This window comes from Streptomyces sp. NPDC002911 (assembly GCF_053591835.1).
In genome coordinates this window covers 1-20,836 of record NZ_JBSFUO010000042.1, presented here as the reverse complement: position 1 = coordinate 20,836, position 20,836 = coordinate 1, and the positions used below count along the sequence as shown (strand labels likewise).

Sequence of the window (20,836 nt, the reverse complement as noted above, 5' to 3'; positions counted from 1 at the left end):
GACGGGGCGACGTCGGTGGTGGGTGATGACGGCGGGTTGTCGACGACGTTCCCGGACGGGACGGTGACGTCGGTGTCGCCGGAGGGGGTGACGACATCGGTGTCGCCGGAGGGGGTGACGACGACTGGTCAGTTGGGTCCGGGGGAGAGTGTGACGAATCCGGACGGGAGTACGACACGGGTTGGTTCGGACGGGGTGGTCACGACGACGCTTCCGGACGGGAGCTCGTACACGCTGGATCCTGACGGCGGTTCGCGTTTGGAGATGCCGGACGGTTCGGTGCGGGAGGAGTTGCCGAACGGTTTGGTGCAGACGACGTCGCCGGACGGTGTGACGTCGATTTCGACGCCGGACGGGGCGACGTCGGTGGTGGGTGATGACGGCGGGTTGTCGACGACGTTCCCGGACGGGACGGTGACGTCGGTGTCGCCGGAGGGGGTGACGACGTCGGTGTCGCCGGAGGGGGTGACGACGACTGGTCAGTTGGGTCCGGGGGAGAGTGTGACGAATCCGGACGGGAGTACGACACGGGTTGGTTCGGACGGGGCGGTCACGACGACGCTTCCGGACGGGAGCTCGTACACGGTCGACCCCGACGGCACGGTGACGTCTGCGGACGGCGAGGTGCTACCGGGGGTTCCGAAGCCCCCCTCGCTCGATGACCTCAGCTCCATCGGCTCCTCGTCGCCGTCCGGACTGGCCGGCGGCACGGGCACCACCGAGACCTTTCCCGGCGGAGCGACCGCAGTGACCTCACCCGAGGGCTTCACGACCACGACCTTCCCGGACGGCAGCAGCACGGTCTCCGGCCCCAACGGTGAGTTCCAGGCCGTACCCAGCCCCGAGACCGCACAGGCCGCACTGGGCGGAGCGGACGCCGGCACCGGGAGCGGGGCCCAGGCGGCCCAGGCGGCCCAGGGTGCCGGGGCCGTACAGGGGGCCGCCATGGGGGCGACGGGCAACGGGGCGGACCCCGGCCTGATGAACATGATGAGTCCCATGATGATGATGATGGGCATGTCCCGCATGGGCCAGCAGCAGCAGAACGGGAGCCAGGAACGCGTCCGGGAGGTTTACGAGGACAGCGATCCCGACGGGGCTTTCATGGTGTCGCCCCAGTCGCTCCGCCATCCCCAGGCCGCGGGCCAGGACGCCTACGAGGAAGAGGAGGAGGACTCGCCGGAACTTCTCAGCCGTGCCCCGGCCGAGAACGGACCCCCCGGCTACTCAAGGCCGACGACCCAGGCCGGTGGCTGGTCGGAGACGGAAGAGGACACCTGGGGCGCGAAGGAGGGCGGCCTGCCGGCCTCGCTGGGCCGTTGACCGCTGGAAGCCCACCCGCGCACCCGGGGGACCGAACGATCGAAAGGAAGAGACCGAGTGGACGACATCGAGCAGCGGATGAAGGAAGCCGACGAGCAGTTCGCGGCCCAGTGGCAGCAGGTGCAGCAGGTACAGCGTGAACTCGCCGCACTGTCGGTGACCCGACGTTCCATGGACCGGTCCGTCGAAGTCACCGTCGGTGCCCAGGGCGAGTTGAGCGGGCTGCGGTTCATCAATGACAAGTACCAGTCGATGACGGCTCAGCAATTGGCCGGGAGCATTCTCGACGCGGCGGCCGCAGCCCGCCTGCAGATCCTGGAGCAGGCGAACCAGCGGCTCTCCGTGATCCCGGGCATAGGAGCGGTGGCGATGACGGGGGGCCTGGAGGACATGGAGCTGGACCTGGACGCGCTGCTGGCTCCCCTGCGGGCCGAGGGTGTCGAGGTGCCGGCCATGAAGGATCCGGCCGACCGGAAGAAGAGTGAGGAACCCCGTGCCTGAAGAGTTCTACGTACATCACCAGAAGCTTCTCGCGGGAGCCGTCAGCATAGACGAGGTGGGTACCGCGATCACCCGGCTCTGCAAGGAGTACGAAGGTTCGCTCGCGTTCGATCCGCAGAACACTCCGTGGGGCGACGACGAGTACGGCAAGAGGTTCTACGGCACGTACAAGGTGCTCACCGCGACAATGAGGGACGGAGTGGGCGGCTTCGGCAGCGCGATGGAGAAGGTCGCCGAACTGACGAAGGCCTCGGGGAGCAACTTCCGCGGTGCGCAGAACGACGCCGAGACCGCGATCCACAACTCCGGCCGCAGGAACTGACAGACCGCAGCGGGCCGCCGTTCACACAGCTCTGCCCGCACCACGACACTGTTTTCACACGTTACGTACCGTGGAACTTTCCGCAAACGCACACGATGTGCTTCGATGGGTATCCTGACCCGGTGATGCCGGGCACACCACCCGTCCGGGCCGGCGGCAGAGCCGCACCGCGGAGGCCTCGGATCGGCGACGGCACCGCGGTCAGGGGCGCGGGGCCGCACCGGACCGCGCTGACGGCACCGGCACGAGAAGGAGCGGACGTGGCACGCCACCTACTGACAGTGGGCAAAGAAGGGTCCGGCGAGTTCACGTCTGTGGGCGAGGCGCTCTCACGGGCCCGACCCGGGACGGTGATCCGCGTAGGACCGGGTACGTACGAAGAGAACCTCACCGTGCGTGTCCGTGTCACCATCGTCGCCGAGGGTCCGCGCGGGGCGGTCCGGATCGCGCCGGCCCACGGCACCGCCGTCACGCTGGCCGCGGACGCGGTGATGCTGACGGACCTGTCCCTGATGGGAGGTGCCGGGGACCTGCCGGTCGTCGACGCCGTACTCGGACAGATCGCTCTGGACAACTGCGAAGTCGTGGGTTCCGGCTGGACGGCACTGCTCAGCCGTGACCGGGGCTCGCTCGCCATGCGGGGGTGCCAGGTGAGCAACCAGTCGGGTGCCGGCGTCGTCGAGACCGGGACGACGGGCAGCGTCCTGGAGAGCTGTGTCATCGAGCACCTGGGCACCTCGGCCGTCGTCGTCAGCGAGAACGGCCGGCTCAGTATCCGTGACAGCCGTCTGCGGGACGCCCGGGGCAACGGCGTACTGGCCAACGGCTCGGGGCGCGGCGAGCTGGACAACTGTGTGGTGGAGGAGACGGACAAGCCGGGCATCGCGGTCGAGGGTGCTGCCGCACTGACCGTCAGGCGCACCAGGATCGAACAGGCACCCCTCGGTGTCTACTTGGCGGGCAGCGCCACCACCGTACTGAGCGACGTCAGCGTGCGGGACACCACGGGACACGGCTTCACCGTGGCGAACCGGTCCATTCCACGGCTCGAGCGGTGCGAGGCGCTGCGGACCGGGGGCAGTGGCCTGATGGTCACGGAGCGGTCCGGCGGTACGTTCACCGCCTGCACGTTCCGGGAGACGGCGGCCGCCGGCATCGTCGTCGAGGACCACAGCACACCGGTCTTCACCGACACCTCGGTGAGTGCGAGCCGAGGTGGTGCCGTGCTGCTGGACAAGGAGAGCGGCGCCGAGTTCGACCGGTTGGAGGTCACCGACACCGTCGGCGCCGGTATCCATATCCGGAACGCCGCCGACCCGCTGATCCGGCGTCTGAGGATGACGGGCGGCCGTGGCCCCGGGGTGCTCGTGTCCGACGGTGGCAGGGGCAGGCTGGACGACTGCCAGATCACCGCGACCGCGGGCCCCGCCGTACGCAGCGAATCGCAGGGCAGTCCGCAACTGGGTCACTGCGGCGTGCGCGGCACCGGCAAGGGCGGCCTCTCCCTCGGCCGTGGCGGCCGGATGTCTGTACGGGACTGTGAGATCACCGAGGTCACCGGCTCCGGAGCTCACATCGAGGACGGCGGCGAGGTCACCCTCGTACGGGTGCGGATCACAGCGTCCACGGGACACGGAGTGCTCGTCGCGGCGGGTGGCAAGGCCGTGCTGAAGGACTGCTCGTCGGTCGGGAACAGCGGCGACGGCCTCCGGACGGACACGGCCGAGGCGGTGTCCGTCTCCGGCTGCACCACCCGCTCCAACCAGGGAGCCGGTCTTCGGCACACCGGCCCGGGGAGCTCGCTCACGGTCACCGATCTGACGAGTGCCGACAACAAGGCCGAGGATGTCAGGCCGGACCGGGCCGCTGCCGGGTCCGGCGTAACGGAACAGAACGGGGCACCGGGCGGGGCGGAGACCGCGCTCGAGGGAGCCTTCGCCGAGCTCGACTCCCTGGTGGGACTCGCCGGGGTGAAGCACCAGGTGGGTACGCTCGTCAGCCTTGGCCGGCTGAGCCAGCGTCGGGCGGAACTGGGCATCCCCGCCCCGCCCATGAGCCGGCACCTCGTCTTCGCCGGCCCTCCCGGCACGGGCAAGACCACGGTCGCCCGGCTGTACGGGAGTATCCTGGCGAGCCTCGGAATGCTGCCTTCCGGACACCTGGTGGAGGTGTCGCGCTCGGACCTCGTCGCTCAGGTCATCGGAGGCACGGCGATCAAGACGTCCGCGGCGTTCCAAAAGGCTCTGGGCGGGGTGCTGTTCGTCGACGAGGCATACACGCTGCTCTCCGACAGCAAGGGCGGTGGGGCCGATTTCGGCCAGGAGGCCATCGACACCCTGGTCAAGCTCATCGAGGACCACCGGGACGAGGCCGTCGTCATCGTCGCCGGCTACAACGATGAGATGAAGGACTTCCTTGCCGCGAACCCGGGGCTCGCCTCGCGTTTCACCCGGACCATCGAGTTCGAGAACTACTCGGTGGACGAGCTCGTCACCATCACCGAGAACATGTGCGCCGGACACCGCTACATGCTCGATCCCCTGACGAAGGAGGCGCTCGGGGTGCACTTCTCCCGTATGCGGCGCGACGCCACCTTCGGTAACGGACGTGCGGCCAGACGCGTCTTCGAGGAGATGGTCGACCGCCAGTCCTTCCGTCTCGCCTCGGTGCCCGACGCGGGCGAGGCGGACCTCATCCTCATGCTGCCGGAGGACGTCGGCGAGGAGGAGGCCGCCCGGGTGCGCGCAGGGGGAGAGAACGAGGCCGGGGACTCCGCCCTGCTGGACAGTCTCCAGAGCATGGTGGGCCTCGATGCGGTCAAACGCGAGGTCCGGGGCATCGTCGACCTGCTCTCCGCCGCCCGCCGGCGGGCCGCCGTCGGACTGCCGACTCCCCGGGTGAGCCACCACCTGGTCTTCTCGGGTCCCCCCGGCACCGGCAAGACCACGGTTGCCCGTCTCTACGCCGACCTGCTGCGCTCCTTCGGAGTCGTACGGCAGGGACAGCTCGTGGAAGTGGCCCGTGCGGACCTCGTGGGCCGGTTCGTCGGACACACCGCGCAACTCACCGCCGAAGCCTTCGACAAGGCCAGGGGCGGGGTGCTGTTCATCGACGAGGCCTACACCCTGACGCCCGAGAACTCGCCGCAGGACTTCGGCCGGGAGGCGGTGGACACACTCCTCAAACTGATGGAGGACCACCGGGACGAAGTCGTGGTCATCGCCGCCGGATACCCGGACGAGATGGAGCGCTTCCTGGCGTCCAACCCGGGCCTGGCGTCGCGCTTCGCCCGGCATGTGGAGTTCGAGAACTACGGCACCGGCGAACTGCTGGCCATCATCGGCGAGCAGACCGCCGCGGCAGGCTACGTCTGCACGCCCGCGACACTCGACGCGCTCGGCGCCTACCTCGACGCCCTGCCGAGGGGACGTTCGTTCGGCAACGCCCGGCTCGCACGGCAACTGGTCGAGACGATGATGACCCGTCAGGCGAGCAGGCTCGGCGGGGTGGAGGCACCGGACCTGGAGGCACTCAGCCTGCTTCTGCCGGAGGATTTGCCCGGGCTGCCGGTGCACGCCGCCTCCTGAGGAACCGGCCCGTCCGCCTGGTGCGGCGACCGACGGCCGGGACGCAAAACACTTCGGGTGGCGTACGCGTGGTGAGGGGCAGGGGCCGGAGAGCCGCAGCCCCCATCTGTTGCGCACAACGGTGACCAACGGATCGGCCGATGAGGTTGCTGACATGTACATCGCTGACTCTCGCCGTTTCAGCAACATGCTCTACAGACACCCGGGGAGGAACGGAGTGCTCCTGCCCGTGCTGTCGCTCGGGCTGCGTCACTACTTCGAGCAGGACCGGCCGGCGGACCGGCGGGCGGAAGTCCTTCGCGAGGCGTTCGATCTGGGTGTCACGCATTTCGACGTGGCGGGCACCCACGGCCCTCGCCCGGGAACGGTCGAGTCGGCCTTCGGGCGCGTACTCTCCACGGACTTCGCCACCTACCGCCATGAACTGGTGATTTCAGCCCGGGCGGATTCCAGGTATTCGTCCGGGCAATCCGCCCGGGCGGGTCTCCTTTTGTCCCTGGACCGGAGCCTGCGCAGGCTGCGCACGGACTACGTGGACGTGTTCTACGTACGCCCGCCAGGACCGTCCGTGCCGGCCGAGGAGACGGTCGAAGCGCTCCGCACAGCGGTGCGGCAGGGGAAGGTACTGCACGCGGGGCTCCTGGACCACACGCCCGAACAGGTGGCGACGGCCGTGGGCATGATGACCGGAGCGGGAATCCCGGTCCTCCTGCACCAGTTCTGCCACTCGACGCTGTACGGCGCGTCCGGGAGAGAACTCCTGCTGGACCTCTCCGAGGCGGGAGTCGGCGGAATGGTCCGCGTTCCCGCCACATGGGAGGCCTCTTCCCACACGCGCGCGCGGGAATCGGGCGGAGCGGTCGGCATGCGGGGGGATCTACCCGGCAGTTCGGTCCTCACGCGAGCTCTGGGCGACAGCCGGGTCACTTCCGTCCTCCTGGACGTGGCCCGGACCGATGAACGTAAAGAAGCCGGGTCCGCACGACGGGCCCGAGAACCGGAAGGAAAGTGTTGAACGTCCGAATTGACATAGCGGACCGCTCTGCGTATGTGCTGATCCCGGGGGCCTGGCACGGCGGATGGTCCTGGCAGCCGGTGGCCGAACGGCTGCGGGCGGCCGGACACCGGACGGTCACCCTCACGCTGCCCGGACTCGGTCACGGGGACGCCAGGGCCGGACTCCGGCTGCAGGACGCGGTCGACCACGTGGTCGACGAGGTGGAGGCGCTGGACGTCGACCATGTGGCGCTCGTATGCCACAGCTGGGGAGGCTACCCGCTGACCGGTGCGCTCCCGCGCCTCCGGGGGAAGGTCTCCCGCGCCGTCTACTGCGGTGCGTTCGTCCCCCGGCGGGGCGTGTCCCTGGTGGACGAGAATCCTCCGGACGCCGCGGAGTTTCTGCGCAGGGCGATCGAGGCGACGCCGGACGGCTCGCTCCCGCAGAGCTTCGACTTCACGCGCGTCATGATGCCTGGCGCCCCCGAGGAGGCCCAGCGGCTGATGCACGAACTGCTCACGCCTCAGCCAGGCGGCTACATGCTGGACGCGCTCGGCACCGTGGACGCCCCGGAACCGGGGATCGCTCTGCGATACCTACTCGGTGAGGACGAGCTCGCCCTGCCGCGACCGGGAGCGGAGTTCGCCGCGCGACTCGGCATCGAACCGGTGCCGGTTCCCGGAGGGCACGCGGGACTGCTGACCCACCCGGACCAGGTGGCGGAGGCGATCCTGCGGCCGTGAGCGCCGGCCGGGAGCGTGGGCGGAAGCGCGCTGCCGGGACGCCGCGTCCGTCGCCTACACCTGGGGCGTCACGCCGCGTTCCTCCAGCGCCCGGCGCAAGAAGCGGCACGCGTGGTGGAGCCGCGACTTCACCGTGCCCACGGGGATGCCCAGCGACTGGGACGTCTGGGCGAGAGTCCTACCGAGGAAGTACGTCTGGCGGATGATCTCCCGATGAGCCGGCGACAGCGCGCCGAGTGCGTCAAAGACCACCACGGACGTGAGCACGGACTCGGTACTGTCGGGCTCGGAGGCCATCTGCGCCGGCCACGTGCCGCCGCTCGCCTCCCGGGGGCGTGCCGACTCCCTGCGGCGGGAGTCGATGACGAGATTGCGCGCCACGGTGAAGAGCCAGGGGCGCAGGACGTGTGCTTCGCGTGAACCGTATGCCCGCCAGCACCGCAGCAGGGTCTCCTGCACGATGTCCTCGGCCTTGTACGCGTCGCCGTCGAGCTGCCGGCGCACGAACGAGAAAAGTGCCGGAACGTGTTCCGTGTAGCCCGTGTGCACCAGCTCCGACGGCCGACCGCCCGTCGCTGTCGATCCCATTGCTGTCCAGCCCACGAATTCGCTCCTTGGCTTGCAGGGTTGTCCTGCTACAACCCTGCGGGCCGGACCATCACAGCCGATTGACAGCCGATTGACGGACCGCGGGAGCCTGCGGGCCTTACGTCGGAGTCGGCGATCGAGCGCTCCAGCTCGGTGATACGGGTCCGTCACGGTTACCACGCTCGAGGCAACGACTCAGTGTGTGTGAAGACCTGTCAGCCGACCGGCCCCGGCGACCAGCCGGCAGTTCTGTCCAGCAACCACCGAGAACATAGAACCGCGAGCGTGTTGACATGACACGGTGCCACATACCTAACATGTATCTAGCTGCCAGTCCGATGCGCTGGAAGAAACTGTGTGACGGTACTCGGGCCCACTCCGTCCGGGGACGGGCGTCCAGGTGCTCGGATGGCACATGGCAGGCAAGGGCGGCCAGGAGGCCGCAGCGAAGAATTGTGGTGAGGGGGGCGAGTGCTGATGGCTGCCGGGACCCGGCGCCGGGGGCGGGCTGATCTCGGACGGAGCTCCGCCGGGGAGTGTCCGTCGTGTCCAGCCCGCCCGGTGGCCCACCCGTCCCGTACTCGACCTCGGGAGTGCCGCCCGGGTGGCGTGTCGCACCCGGGACGTGGCTACGAAGGGTTGGCGCGGTACAGGCCCCGTCCGGCCCGCTGGATGCGGGACGTGCCGACCAGCCGGTCGAGTGTGCTGCGTACCGCGTTGATGGACCCGGCGTCCGTGTCACGGCCGAGGGCGGCGGCGACATCGCGTGCGCGGACGTCCGAACCGCCGGTGCCGGCGAAGTACTCGGCGATCTGCTCGGTGAGGCGACCGTACTTGGCGTGTGACTGCGTATCGGCGGGAGCATCACGCGGTGCAGGTCGTGCTGACGCCTCGGAAGCAGAGCTCTGCCGGGTCACGGGCGTTGCGATCCGGGGCGTGGTGGGCGTCGGCTCGGCAGGTTCGGAGGACGGTTCCGCGGGTGCGGCAACCTTCGCTTCGCTCTTCGCCGGAACGTCTGCGGCCCTCGGCCCAGCCGGAGCACCAGCCCCGGGAGGCGCCGTGAGCATCAGGTCCTGCAGGGCGCCCAGGGCGGTCTGCACCGAGCCGAGATGGGCTACGACAGCGGCCAGTTCCCGCTCCAGCGCCTGCCGTTGAGCCTCCAGGCGGTGCAGTTCCTCCCGTAGGTTCTCTGCGGTGATCTCGATGTTCTGCGGCGTGTGGGCTACGGAGACCATGTGTTCCTCTCATTCTCACCCCTTCCTGTCGCACGTGCTGCACGGTGCACTCCGGCGCCGAGCCGGTTGCTGAAGTGACACTCGTGCAAAATGTGCGGCAGCCCGTCCGGGATACAGATTAGTACGGACAGCTATACGTGACTCATGGGTAGCGTGACACAAGTCCATCACTGCTGAACAGTGAGATCGGACAGGTGCGGAAGCAGTTACGTTTTCAACTTGATTGGTAAGGCCCAGCCGGACCTCCGTCGCAGGTCCGGAGCGGCCCGCGGCGAGGCGGAGCGCCATGGAGGTCGGAAACCGTCAGGGTGGTTCGTCGTGTGTCCTACCGGAATTGTTGTCAAGCTGCTCCGAAAGTGCAACAGGCGGCGCCCCGGCAGCGTGCTCCCGGCCTCCGCAGCCGTCCACCCCACCTCGCGTGCGCCCGGAAGACGACTTTCGGGCGCACGCAGTAGTGTGAGAATCACACTCGTGTCAACATTGTGTCTGCTCGTTGTGTGATGAGACATCACATGCAACCGCGGGGTCGGTAGCGGGGAACCGCCCGGCAGCACCCCGGCACCCGTCCGGTCCGTCCGAGGACCTGTGGTCCTCCGAAGGAGCTTGCCTTGACCGTCATCCATTTCCGAAGGCCCGCGCGGCGCCAGGGGCCGAAGATGCCCGAGGGCGAGGTGGTGCTCCAAGACCCCCCGATCATGTCCGAGATGACCTCCCAGGGCAGTTCGGGGATGCTCATGTACCTGCCGATGGGTCTGATGTCCGTCGCGATGGTGCTGCTCTACATGCGCCCTGGCCAGTCGTCCTCCGCCATGACGTACATCGTGATGGGCGTCATGGTCGTCGCGATGGGGGCCATGGTCATCGGTCAGATGTTGAAGGGGGGCGAGGAGAGGAAGCAGAAGCTGAAGGGGGCCCGGCGCGACTACCTGCGCTACCTCGGCGGGGTGCGCCGGAAGGTCCGGGCGGCGGTCGAGGAGCAGCAGCGAGCGCTGGCGTGGCGGCATCCCGCCCCGCACGCCCTGTGGGCCTTCTCCCGGACCAGCCGCCTCTGGGAGCGGCGTCCGTCGGACCCGGACTTCGCGGAGGTCCGCGTCGCTGTCGGCGAGCAGAGGCTGTCACTGCGGCTGACGACACCCTCCAGCCGGCCCGTCGAGGACTTCGACCCCTTCACGGCCCATGCGCTGCGTGCCTTCGTCAACGCCTACTCCACCGTGCCGGAACAGCCCATCGGTATCTTCCTGCCGGCGTGGACCCGTGTCCTGTTCCGGGGTGACCGGGAGAAGGTCCTGGGCGTGGCACGGGCACTCCTCGGCCAGCTGGCCGTCATGCACTCCCCACAGGACGTCGTGATCGCTCTCTGCGTGGCACCGGAACGGCGCGAGCAGTGGGACTGGGTGAAATGGCTCCCGCACGTGCACCACAAGACGGACACGGACGCAGCAGGCCCTCTGAGGCTCATCGCCGCCAGTATGACGGAGGTCGAGGATCTCCTGGGCCAGGAGTTCACGGGCCGCCCCCGCTTCGAGAGCGGCTCACCGGTCACCGCGGAGGAACCCCTTACCGTGATCGTCGTCGACGGCGGCCAGGTACCTGCGGGGCACGAACTGGCGCGGCGCGGACTACGCAACGTGGTGGCCGTCGACCTCTCCGGCGAGCTGCCCTGGCGCCCCGGGAAGACCACGGTGCGTCTGGAGGCGGAGGAGGGCGTACTGCGGCTGATCCGCACCGACCGCAGGCGCAAGGAGTCCTCGACCGTACTGGGCGAGGCTGACGAGCTCGGCCCCGCAGGCGCACGAGCCCTGGCCGCCGTCATGGCGCCCCGGCGCACCGGAGAGGTGGCCGACGCGGCGGACCCCATGGCGGCAGACATCCAGCTGACCGGCTTGATGGGCATCCCGGACCTGAACGGGTTCGTCCCCGCCCGGTACTGGGCGAAGCGGGCCGGCGCGGCTCAGCGGCTGCGCGTCCCGATCGCCGTGGGTGCCGACGGGCGCCCGGTCGAGCTCGACATCAAGGAATCCGCCGAGAACGGCATGGGCCCGCACGGAATGCTCATCGGCGCGACCGGTTCCGGCAAGAGCGAGCTGCTGCGTACCCTGGTCCTGGCGCTGGCACTCGGACATTCGTCGGAGACCCTGAACTTCGTCCTGGTCGACTTCAAGGGCGGCGCCACCTTCCTCGGTCTGGAGGAACTGCCCCACACCTCCGCGGTCATCACCAACCTGGCCGACGAGGCGGCCCTGGTATCCCGCATGCAGGACGCTCTTCACGGCGAGCTGATCCGCCGCCAGGAGCTGCTGCGCAGCGCGGGTAACTACACCTCGGCCCTCGACTACGAGAAGGCACGGGCCTCCGGTGTCCGTCTCACACCGCTCCCCAGCCTCTTCGTGGTGGTCGACGAGTTCAGCGAACTGCTCGCGGCGCACCGCGACTTCATGGACCTCTTCGTCATGATCGGGCGGCTGGGCCGCAGCCTCGGGGTTCATCTGCTGCTCGCCTCGCAGCGACTCGACGAGGGCCGTATGCACCAGCTGGAGAGCCACCTCTCGTACCGCATCGGTCTGCGTACGTTCTCGGCGATGGAGAGCCGCGGCGTCCTCGGCGTACCCGACGCCTACGAGCTCCCGTCGCAGCCGGGCGCCGGGTACCTCAAGAGCGGTGTCGAGCCGCTGACCCGCTTTCGCGGTGCCTACGTCTCCGGGGTCTACCGCCGTCGCAGCGCCGCTGTTCAGGCGAGGGTCGCCAGTCAGGTCGTGGCATGGACCGGGGAGTGGACCCGCGGGCAGGTGCCGGCCGGCCCGCCGGTCCAGCCGGAGGGGAGCGAGGAGGAGGGCACTGCGCTCCTCGCCCTGGCCATCGACAAGCTGCGCGGTTCGGGCCCGCCCGCCCACGAGGTCTGGTTGCCGCCCCTGACGACACCGCCGACCCTCGACGCCCTCCTGCCACCGCTGACCCCGCATCGCGAGCTGGGCCTGACGACAGCCGACTGGCCCAGGCGCGGTGGCCTGTCGACCACGGTGGGGATCGTGGACCGGCCCTTCGATCAGAAGCGGGACCTGCTCACCGTGGACCTCTCCGGCGCAGGAGGGAACGTCGGTATCGCGGGAGGTCCGCAGAGCGGCAAGTCGACCCTCGTACGCACACTCATCACGGGACTCGCGCTCACCCACACACCCCGCGAGGTGCAGTTCTACTGCCTCGACTTCGGTGGCGGCGGGCTCGCCCAACTAGGAGCTCTGCCGCACGTCGGCTCCGTGGCCGGCCGGCTCGACACCGAGCGGGTCAGCAGGACCCTGGCAGAGATGACCTCTCTCCTCGCCCGCCGCGAGCGGCTCTTCCTCGAACGGGGCATCGACACGATGGCGACGCTGCGGCGGCGCAGGGCCGCCGGGGAGTTCCCCGACGAGGCGCACGGGGACGTCTTCCTCGTCGTCGACGGCTGGTCGACGGTCCGCCAGGATTTCCAGGACGACATCGCGACCTTCAACGAACTCGCCACCCGTGGGCTCAACTACGGCATCCACCTCATCACGACGACGGCGCGGTGGGTGGAGCTCACCGCCCCCGTCCGTGACCAGACGGCCACGAAGTTCGAGCTCCGCCTCGGTGACCCGCTCGACTCCGCGGTCGACATGCGGCTGGCGAAATCCGTACCCAGGCTGCCGGGGCGGGGACTGACCTCCGACAGCAAGCTCCACTTCCTCACGGCCCTGCCGCGCATCGACGGGCAGGCGGACTCCGAGGACCTCTCCGAAGGCATCGCCGACATGCTGGAGTCCGTCTCGGAGAGCTGGCGGGGCGAAGGGGCGCCGCCCGTGCGCATGCTGCCGCTGCGCCTGGACGCCGCAGACCTGCCGCCCGCGCCGGAAGGCCGAAGGCTGACGATGGCACTGGGCACCGAGGAGACGGAGCTGGACACGGCGTGGCACGACTTCGCAGAGACGCCCCACCTGGTGACCTTCGGTGATACGGAGTCCGGCAAGACCAATCTGCTGCGCCTGCTGGCGAAGCAGATCTGCGAACGCTTCACCCCGGCCGAGGCGCGCATCCTCGTCGTGGACTACCGCCGCGAACTCGTCGAGGCCGTGCCGGAGGAGTACCGGCTCGGGCACGCGGTCGGTATCGACCAACTGCAGGAGCTGGTCGCGGCGGTCGCCGAGGCGCTGAAGACCCGGATGCCCGGATCGGACGTGTCGCCCGCGCAGATGCGCCGCGCCGACTGGTGGGAGGGGCCCCGGCTGTTCGTCCTCGTGGACGACTACGACATGGTGGCCAACCCGGTGCGCCCGGCGTTCGACGCCCTCCTGGAGTTCCTGACCCTCGGCTACGAGGTGGGGCTCCACATGGTCGTCGCGCGATCGGCCGCCGGATCGATGCGCGGGATCAACGACTCGCTCGTGCGGCGCATGCTGGAGGTCAACGCCCCTGGTCTGCTGCTGTCCTGCCCTCCGTCGGAGGGGTATGTGTTCGGCACGGTCAAGCCCCGGATCCTGCCCCCCGGACGAGGGCTGTACATCACCCGTCGCAGCTCCGTGCTCTACCAGACCGCGCTGGTGGACCTCGGGGAACAGGACTGACGTACCCGCGCGGCGGGGAACGGGCCGGGCCGGCGCGCGGGTACGCGCCGGCCCGGCCCGTTCCCTCAGGCCTCCTGAGGCGGGCCACCCCTGCGCCGCCTCAGGAGGGCGCTCACCCCCCACAGCGCCAGTACGGTGACGACTCCGGCGCCGGCCAGGGCAACCGCCCGCCGCAGCGGACCGCCGGTGTCGGTGCGGTGCGGCAGGGACACGGCATGGGAGGCTCCGGCGCGGACGCCGGTGTCTTTCGCGGTGGTGGTCGTGCTCGTCAGTGCACCGTACGGGTCGAGCCCGGGAGGCTGGGCAGGGTAGCCGGTGCGCACCAGACGGCGGGCGACCTCCGCCGCGGACAGGGCGGGATCGTAGGCACGGATCAGTGCCGCCGTCGCCGAGACGAACGCGGCGGCCACCGACGCCCCGCCGCCCACGAAGTGACCCTTGCCGACCGGACCCGCACCGGTCACGCCGTGACCGGGAGCGGAGAGCGACGCCTTGATCGGGACGGCCGTCCCGTCAGGCCGGCCGCCGGTGATGTCCTGCGGTACGACCGCGATGACACCCTCGCCGGCCGCGGGCCAGTAGGCGCGCGGGCGAGGCGCTCCGCCACCCGGCGAGTCGGGCGGACTGTCCGGCACCGCGGGTGCCACCACGATCACATCGTTCTTCCGCGCGTACTCCAACGCGGCGGTCAACTCCTCGCTGCTCTGTTCCAGAGCAGCCGAGACATGGATGACGGAAGCCTTCCCGTCCACCGCAGCGCGTATCCCCCGTGCGACGCGCTGGGCCGTGGGGGTGCCTCCCTCGTCGGTGCCCCGCTCCGCGTGGATCCGCGCCTCGGGCGCGATACCGGAGAATCCGCTGCCGGAACGGGGCGACGCGGCGATGACCGAGGCCACGAAGGTGCCGTGCCCGACACAGTCCCGGCCTGCGGAGGGGCCTGCGGTGACGGGCTGGGCGAAGACGTCCGTGCGGGGCGCAACCCCCGTGTCGACCACACCGACGACGACGTCCCGCCCGCGTGAAAGCTGCCACACCCGGTTCATGCTCAGGCGGCTCTGTGCCCAGGGCACAGGTTCGGCGACCCTCTTGGAAGCGTCGGTGCACGTCGTACCGTTCAGACGGGACGGAATGACAGGGAGTGTGAGTCCCCCGGCCGGCGGCTCCGGCGCAGCCCCCGCCGCCACGGCCGGACAGGCGGTGAGGGCCAGCGAGAGTGCGGCCGCAGCCGCCAGGGACGTCCGCGCCCCATGACGCAACGTCATGCCGGATACCGTGCGGGGCGTCCTGCCGACCGCGGAGTGCGGGCCGTCGTCGCCCGCGGGATGGTGGGGCACAAGGTTCTCCGACCTGTTACGGGGTGATGGCACTGCGCGTCGGGGCGGGGGAGTGCTGGAAGGATCGCATGTTACTTCCACCGCGCACACTATGCTCGCCCGCTTCCGGATTGACTCACACGGTGTATTGTGTTTTTGTGATGCCCGTCATGTGCGGAGTCACAGTGTTTTCCTCAGGGTTGCCGCTCGTCCGAGCCCTGGCGCCGTGAGTGCGAACACCAGGCAATGAAGTGAGGCCGGACAGCATGTTTGTTCCTGGGAACCGGCGCGGCTCGGGCCGCCGCAGCCCCGGGAGTGACGAGGAGCACGGCTCGATCACCCTCGGCGGACGGGACGGCGTCTACGTCGTCCACCGGCGAGGCGACTTCCCCGGCCTGCCCGGCGGCACCGAGGAGACCCTCAGGCACAGCGGCTCCGGCACGGTCACCGCTCTGGTCACCACCGAGCTGGCCCCGGCCGAACTGGACGAGGCCGTCTCCCTGCTGGCACCGGTCGTGAACGGGGCCCGCGAGGCACGTCAGCCGCTGCGGCTGGCCATGTCCGGCGCCGGACTCGGGGACGAGGACGCACCCGCACGCAGGATCAGCGACCGGCTCGACCTCGACGTGCTGGCCCCCGCCGGCGCGGCGGTGATCGTCCCCGGCGGGACGCTCTTCACCCCCGAGCAGCAGACCGAACCGGACGCACCGGCGGGATGGTGGTACTTCTCGCCTGGCCGCACCCCGCGCTACGCAGGCCTCAGGCACCCCGTACCGGTCTGGGAAGCCTCTCTGGCACGGATCCAGCCGGACCTGGTCGACCGCCACCTCCTGCAGACCGTGCCCGCGGGTCTGCTGCTGCGGCCGACGGCAGCACCGGCGCAGCAGTCCGACGCACTGGGCTACGCCATCCCCCCGGACCGGTCCAGGCCCATGCTCATCGTGGGCGTTCCCGGGGCACCGGCTGTGGACAGGGATGCGGTGGAGACCGTGCTGGCGGCCCTGCCCGGCCGGGTCCGTGACAGTGTCATGCTGCTGCCTGGCGACGGGCGGGACCTGGTCCCCGTCGCGCAGGAAGCGGCGGACTCCCTGGGGCTGGACCTCGCTGTCGGCAACGGGCTGCCGGTCTTCCTCGACCAGAAGACCTGGGCACCGGAGCCACGCACGACACTCGTCGACGCCGAGGGTGCGCCGTCATGGCAGCCGTACGTCACCTCGGTGGTCTGTGTTCCCGCGCAGGAAGGCCGTAGCGAGCCGCCCCGCGTGTCCTCCTGGCGGACGGTGGGCACCAGCGGTGAGACGGCCGCCCCGGCACCGGGCGTCATGGAGCTGGAGGGACGGTGGCAGGTCACCCTGACAAGGGCCGGACTCTGGGTCAGCAGGCCCGACTGGCATACGGATGCCCCGCTGGCGCGTGCCCCCGAGACGGACGCGGTCGCCATCGAGCTGGGCGTTCCGGGCCGAGGCCTGGACGACACCCTGTGGCCACAACTCGAACGGTTGTTCGCGTCGCTGGATCCCGAGGTCTGCGAGCGCGCCATCGTCCGTGTTCACGGGAACGTGGGCGCCGAAGGGCTGCGCACCTTGCGCCGGCTGACCGTCAGGTACCGGCTGGCCCTCGCAGCGAAGGGGCCGAGGGCGGCACGTACGGCGGAACCTTCGCCGGCCCTGCCGGACACGGCCCCCGCCGTCCCGGATCAGCCCGTCCCGGAGGCCGTGCCGACGGCCGCTCCCGCGGCGCCGGTCTTCGAAGCCACCGGAACTGCGTACGCGCCGGCGGAAACGGCCGGGGAGGAGAGCCCCTCCGCCGTCGCGGTTCCTCCCGCGCCCCAGCGAATCGTCACGGCCTCGGTCGACGCGGCAGCCGCCGGCCCTGCGACGGCCGGGGCGCCGTGGGGCTCCGGGCATCCCGACCCCTGGACCGCCGGTCCGTGGACGCACGTCGAGGCCGCCGTCCCGGGCCTGACGTCCGGTGCTGTGGCCGTCCCCGGCGGGGCTGCGTCCCCTCTCGCGTCCCCCGGCGCAGACGCCCCGGCCACCGAGGAGAAGCCGCAGGCCGAGCACACGCCCCCGCCCGCCGGTACGGTACGGCCCCGGACCGGCGGGGGACCCCACCCCGGGTCCGGGGCCTTCCACCGTGCCGAGCAGGCCGAGGAAGCGCCGGCCGGAGAGCCGCCCGTCGAGGAACTGCCGAAGGAGGAGGCACCGCCCGCCGGAGAGCCTTCCCGGCCCGGCGACCGGAGCCAGAACGGCGTCCGCGAGGTCCAGTACATCCCCTTCGGTCCCTCGCACCGAAGTGGTCCGGCGGAGCAGGAACGGTTGCGTCACTCGCTGCGTACCGAGTGGGAACCCCTGTGGGGGACCGTGCAGCGGGCGCTCACCCAGTTGCCCGGACTGCGGCTGGCTGATGACGAGCAGGGTGTACGGACCGATCTGGTCGCTGTCTGCGCCTACCTGGCGGGGACCGGCGGTCTCCTGGACGACGACATGTTCCGTGACAGGGTCGCCCGGGACGAACCGGACACCCTGGTTCTCCTGGCGTGTGTGGCATCGGGGCTCGGACGACTGCCGTCCTACCGCGGAGCCGCGCTGCGTACGGCCGGGATCTTCGCCGGGGACTACAGTCTCCTGCCCGGTGAGGAGTTGGGCGAAGCCGTGCCCGTTCGCGCAGCGACCACAGGCTCTGCGTACGGGGAGGTGGCCCAGGACCACTACCTCATCTGGTCGAGCACGGGACGTCGTACGGACCTGCTGTCCGAGCCCCCCGGAGCCTCCGGCGGACTGCTCTTCGCGCCCGGCACGCGCTTCCGGGTGCTGCAGACACGCCCGCGCGGCAAGGCCAGGACCGTCCTGCTGCGTGAGCTCGCCGAGCACGACGTCCGCACGGTTCCCGGGCGGCTCGACGACACCGACCGGATGGTGCTCGAAAAGCTCTCCTCCCTCGCGGACTCCCCGGGGGGAGAGGGCGACAGCACGGCGGGCGTGCCGGGCGGCGACGCTCTCGGCGTGCTCGCCGATGAACCCTCGGCCCTACTGCCTTCGTGAGTCTTCCTCCGCCGCAGAGCGGCGGAGGAACAGTGTCCGTGATCGTGAAGCGATGTGAGGAGCATGATGAGTCAGCAGAGCCCGCCGGTGGCGACGGCTCCACCGAGCAGTGACACGGCGGCAGCACCGGCGCGCATCAGGCGCGCGGTCGAACTGCCCGGAGGCCGCGACGGCGATGTGCGCACCGCCGTCGCGGGACCCTGCTTCAGCACCTCCGAAGCACCCGCACCCGCACCCGCATGCGCTCCGGAGACGCCTGCGACGGCGGCCGTGGGAGCGGACCGGTCCACGCGCAACCGGATCGGTTCCCGCCTCATGTCCCTGGCCCCCCGCAGGCCGGGACCCTCCGGCGAGGCGGCCGCCTCCTCGGAGGAGAGGGACGGTCCGGAAACCATCGGCGCCGGACAGGGTGCGGCCGCCACACGTGAGCGGACGGCGGTGCGCCAGCCGCCCTCGCGCGGGGCGCACAAGCCTGTCCTGGTGGCTGCCGCCGTCGTCGGCGCAGTCCTGGCGGCTGTGCCGTTCGTCGCGCAGAAGGGCAGCGTCGCCAACTACGAGGGGCAGGGCCAGTCGACTCCGGTCGCCACTTTCGCACCGGACGGCGGCGGGCCCGCCGTGCCCAACGGTCACGCGAGCTCGATGCCGCTGCACGACGTGGACGAGCAGTACGGTTCGTCGACTGTGCCGCAGCCGGAGCCGCAGCGGCCCGCCGGGGACCGCCCGGCCGCCGACAGGCCCGCCGCGGAAGAGCCGGCCCACCCCGGTGCGGAGAAAGGACGCGGGAAGGAAGGCGGTTCGGGGACGGAAGGGCCCGAAGAGGAGAAGGCGTCCTCGGACGGCCCCCGCCGGGCGATCCCCGCCTTCACAGCCGGTGTCTTCACGGCGGAGCAGGACCGGCCGGAGGAGAGCCGCAAGAACACCGTCTCGCCGGCGAGGGCGACGGCCCGGACCGAACCGGTCGGCGCCGGAAAGAGTGCCGGTACGCCTGCGGTTCTGCGTAAGGCGACGGAGAAGACGAGTCCCACGAGCACTCCGCCGAAGTCCGTCACCGCGCCGAAGACGACCCTGAAGGCACCGGTTGTCGCGAAGCCCATCAGCGCTCCCGCCACTCCGAAACCCGCCGAGCAGGCCGTGGCTTCCACCCGGGTGATCAGAGTCGGCCAGCCCATCGCCTCCGGAGGCGCCGGACTCTCCATGGAAGCCGACGGCAACTTCGTGGTCCGGGACCGGACCGGGGTCGTGCGCTGGGCGGCCAACACCGCGACTCTCGGCGACCGTGCGGTGTTCCAGGCCGACGGCAACCTGGTCGTGGTCGCCGCGGACGGCAGGACCGTGTGGTCGTCCGGGACGGCGGGTAATCCGGGTGCCCGACTCGTGATCCAGGAAACCGGCCGGGTGCTGATCCGTTCGGCCGGCGGATCCGTGTTGTGGAGTGCGGGAGCCCGGGGCTGACACCCTGACGTGGCGCGGGCCCGTTCCCACCGGTGCCCGCGCCACAGGAGGCCGGCGGCCTCCTTCAGTGCGGGTGACGCCTGGGAGCGCGCCGCGCTGCCGCCGGGCCCGGCCCCTCGACGATGCCGCGCCGTTCGTGGCTGCCACGACGGCCGGCATCGACGGGCGCCGCGGAATGAAGAGCAGGGTGGTACAACGCCTGGAGCGAGTGGGAAACCACGCTCATACGGGCGCTGACAGTGGCGAGTTCCTCGCGGAGCAGATCGACGCGGGCCCTCAGCAGCGCGGCCTGCTCGGTCAGCGCCACGACGCCCGCCACGAGCTCGGTCCGGTCGTCGGTGTCTCGGATCTTCATGCGTCTTTCCTTGTCTGGAGGAGGAGAAGCGGCAGGGCAGCCGGTGCTCGGATCGCGGCGTGCGCTGGACGGAGTTCATGGCCGGCCCGTCGGGGCGGTCTCCGTACGCCCTGAGTGCCGTTCGCTCGCATAGACAAGACAGCTGCGACTGCTGTGACAGTTCTTGCCGAAGGGATATCCGCCGTACGGCGGGAACCTCGGCGTCCAGCCGTCCAGCCGTCCAGCCGTCCGGACGGACGGCCGCGACGGATGCTCGGAGCCGGCGGACAGGTGCTGCGTCGGGGTGGCGTGGGAAGACATCGTGCGCCGACAGAGCAACCGCGGCTTGGTGAAACCTGATCGGACGCCCCCGCAACTCTATAGGCGGAGGGAGCGCGAACGCACATGTGGAGATCGGATGGTGGTAGTGCTTGGCGCCCACCGTGGATTTCATTCACACCACACAGGGTGAGATAGTGTGAATAGCAGCGGTCGGAGGCTGGGCGCCACCTGGCAGGGGCGCTCCTCCCGGCCATGCCGGACCGCTACCGTGGCCGCCGGACGATGTCTCCCGGTGCCGTGTCCTCCCCGGTCTCACGGCGTACGCGAGACGTACCCATCGGCCCCGTTCCCGGCGCGCGCCGGCACGGCTGTCCCGGCACGGCCGGCGTGCGCCGGGGAACCCCGGACCCCCATGAAAGGCAACTCCCGTGGCTGACCTCTTTTACGACGACGATGCCGACCTGTCCATCATCCAGGGCCGTAAGGTCGCGGTGCTTGGTTACGGCAGCCAGGGGCACGCCCACGCGCTGTCGCTGCG

General features: G+C 70.4%; 12 protein-coding genes and 2 pseudogenes. 10 read left to right on the top strand and 4 right to left on the bottom strand.

Features of this window, described 5'->3' with window-relative positions:
• The 6 genes and pseudogenes from ACWD04_RS31710 to ACWD04_RS31685 all read left to right on the top strand — a co-directional run.
• Nucleotides 1-1,323, top strand: a pseudogene (locus tag ACWD04_RS31710) (hypothetical protein); the annotation flags it as partial.
• 57 nt (nt 1,324-1,380) lie between these two features.
• A complete protein-coding gene (locus ACWD04_RS31705) occupies nt 1,381-1,824 on the top strand; it encodes a YbaB/EbfC family nucleoid-associated protein (protein ID WP_451137197.1) in 444 nt (147 codons plus the stop codon).
• The gene (locus tag ACWD04_RS31700; RefSeq protein WP_451137196.1) at nt 1,817-2,146 is read left to right on the top strand and encodes a hypothetical protein; all 330 of its coding nucleotides are present in this window, start codon (nt 1,817-1,819) and stop codon (nt 2,144-2,146) included. Before ACWD04_RS31705 ends, ACWD04_RS31700 begins: the two co-directional genes overlap by 8 nt.
• Nucleotides 2,147-2,406: 260 nt before the next feature.
• Nucleotides 2,407-5,733, top strand: a complete 3,327-nt coding sequence (locus ACWD04_RS31695; protein ID WP_451137195.1) for a right-handed parallel beta-helix repeat-containing protein — start codon at nt 2,407-2,409, stop codon at nt 5,731-5,733.
• Nucleotides 5,734-5,887: 154 nt separating this feature from the next.
• Nucleotides 5,888-6,748 carry an aldo/keto reductase gene (locus ACWD04_RS31690; protein WP_451137194.1) on the top strand — a complete coding sequence of 287 codons (861 nt, stop codon included), beginning with the start codon at nt 5,888-5,890 and terminating at the stop codon, nt 6,746-6,748.
• Entirely contained in the window at nt 6,745-7,473 is a 729-nt protein-coding gene (locus ACWD04_RS31685; RefSeq protein ID WP_451137193.1) for an alpha/beta fold hydrolase, read from the top strand. The genes ACWD04_RS31690 and ACWD04_RS31685 overlap by 4 nt, the downstream gene beginning before the upstream one ends.
• 54 nt (nt 7,474-7,527) lie before the next feature.
• On the opposite strand, the gene ACWD04_RS31680 is transcribed toward ACWD04_RS31685, so the two are convergent.
• Both ACWD04_RS31680 and ACWD04_RS31675 read right to left on the bottom strand, forming a co-directional pair.
• On the bottom strand, nt 7,528-8,076 hold the full coding sequence (locus ACWD04_RS31680; RefSeq protein ID WP_451137192.1) for a sigma-70 family RNA polymerase sigma factor: 549 nt from the start codon (nt 8,074-8,076) through the stop codon (nt 7,528-7,530).
• Between the two features lie 614 nt (nt 8,077-8,690).
• Nucleotides 8,691-9,296 carry a hypothetical protein gene (locus tag ACWD04_RS31675; RefSeq protein ID WP_451137191.1) on the bottom strand — a complete coding sequence of 202 codons (606 nt, stop codon included), beginning with the start codon at nt 9,294-9,296 and terminating at the stop codon, nt 8,691-8,693.
• Nucleotides 9,297-9,904: 608 nt separating this feature from the next.
• Here ACWD04_RS31675 and eccCa point away from each other — a divergent pair.
• The gene (eccCa, locus tag ACWD04_RS31670) at nt 9,905-13,873 is read left to right on the top strand and encodes a type VII secretion protein EccCa (protein ID WP_451137190.1); all 3,969 of its coding nucleotides are present in this window, start codon (nt 9,905-9,907) and stop codon (nt 13,871-13,873) included.
• Nucleotides 13,874-13,938: 65 nt separating this feature from the next.
• Here eccCa and ACWD04_RS31665 read toward each other — a convergent pair whose 3' ends face one another.
• Nucleotides 13,939-15,135: a S8 family serine peptidase gene (locus tag ACWD04_RS31665; RefSeq protein WP_451137189.1), complete on the bottom strand. Its 1,197-nt coding sequence runs from the start codon at nt 15,133-15,135 to the stop codon at nt 13,939-13,941.
• 317 nt (nt 15,136-15,452) lie between these two features.
• On the opposite strand from ACWD04_RS31665, the gene ACWD04_RS31660 reads away from it, so the two are divergent.
• Complete coding sequence (locus ACWD04_RS31660; protein WP_451137188.1) at nt 15,453-18,230, top strand: hypothetical protein; 2,778 nt, start codon at nt 15,453-15,455, stop codon at nt 18,228-18,230.
• A 66-nt stretch (nt 18,231-18,296) separates the two neighbouring features.
• Nucleotides 18,297-19,682 (top strand): hypothetical protein, encoded by a 1,386-nt coding sequence (locus ACWD04_RS31655; protein WP_451137187.1) that lies wholly within the window; start codon nt 18,297-18,299, stop codon nt 19,680-19,682.
• A gap of 64 nt (nt 19,683-19,746) precedes the next feature.
• Here ACWD04_RS31655 and ACWD04_RS31650 read toward each other — a convergent pair whose 3' ends face one another.
• Nucleotides 19,747-20,037: a hypothetical protein gene (locus tag ACWD04_RS31650; protein WP_451137186.1), complete on the bottom strand. Its 291-nt coding sequence runs from the start codon at nt 20,035-20,037 to the stop codon at nt 19,747-19,749.
• A gap of 689 nt (nt 20,038-20,726) precedes the next feature.
• Here ACWD04_RS31650 and ACWD04_RS31645 point away from each other — a divergent pair.
• A pseudogene (locus ACWD04_RS31645) lies at nt 20,727-20,836 on the top strand (ketol-acid reductoisomerase); the annotation flags it as partial.

What these genes read in the sequence shown, in the direction of transcription:
- ACWD04_RS31650 (WP_451137186.1), bottom strand. Translation starts at nt 20,037, where the DNA reads ATGAAGATCCGAGACACCGACGACCGGACCGAGCTCGTGGCGGGCGTC.
- ACWD04_RS31660 (WP_451137188.1), top strand. Translation starts at nt 15,453, where the DNA reads ATGTTTGTTCCTGGGAACCGGCGCGGCTCGGGCCGCCGCAGCCCCGGG.
- ACWD04_RS31655 (WP_451137187.1), top strand. Translation starts at nt 18,297, where the DNA reads ATGAGTCAGCAGAGCCCGCCGGTGGCGACGGCTCCACCGAGCAGTGAC.
- ACWD04_RS31665 (WP_451137189.1), bottom strand. Translation starts at nt 15,135, where the DNA reads ATGACGTTGCGTCATGGGGCGCGGACGTCCCTGGCGGCTGCGGCCGCA.
- ACWD04_RS31690 (WP_451137194.1), top strand. Translation starts at nt 5,888, where the DNA reads ATGTACATCGCTGACTCTCGCCGTTTCAGCAACATGCTCTACAGACAC.
- ACWD04_RS31675 (WP_451137191.1), bottom strand. Translation starts at nt 9,296, where the DNA reads ATGGTCTCCGTAGCCCACACGCCGCAGAACATCGAGATCACCGCAGAG.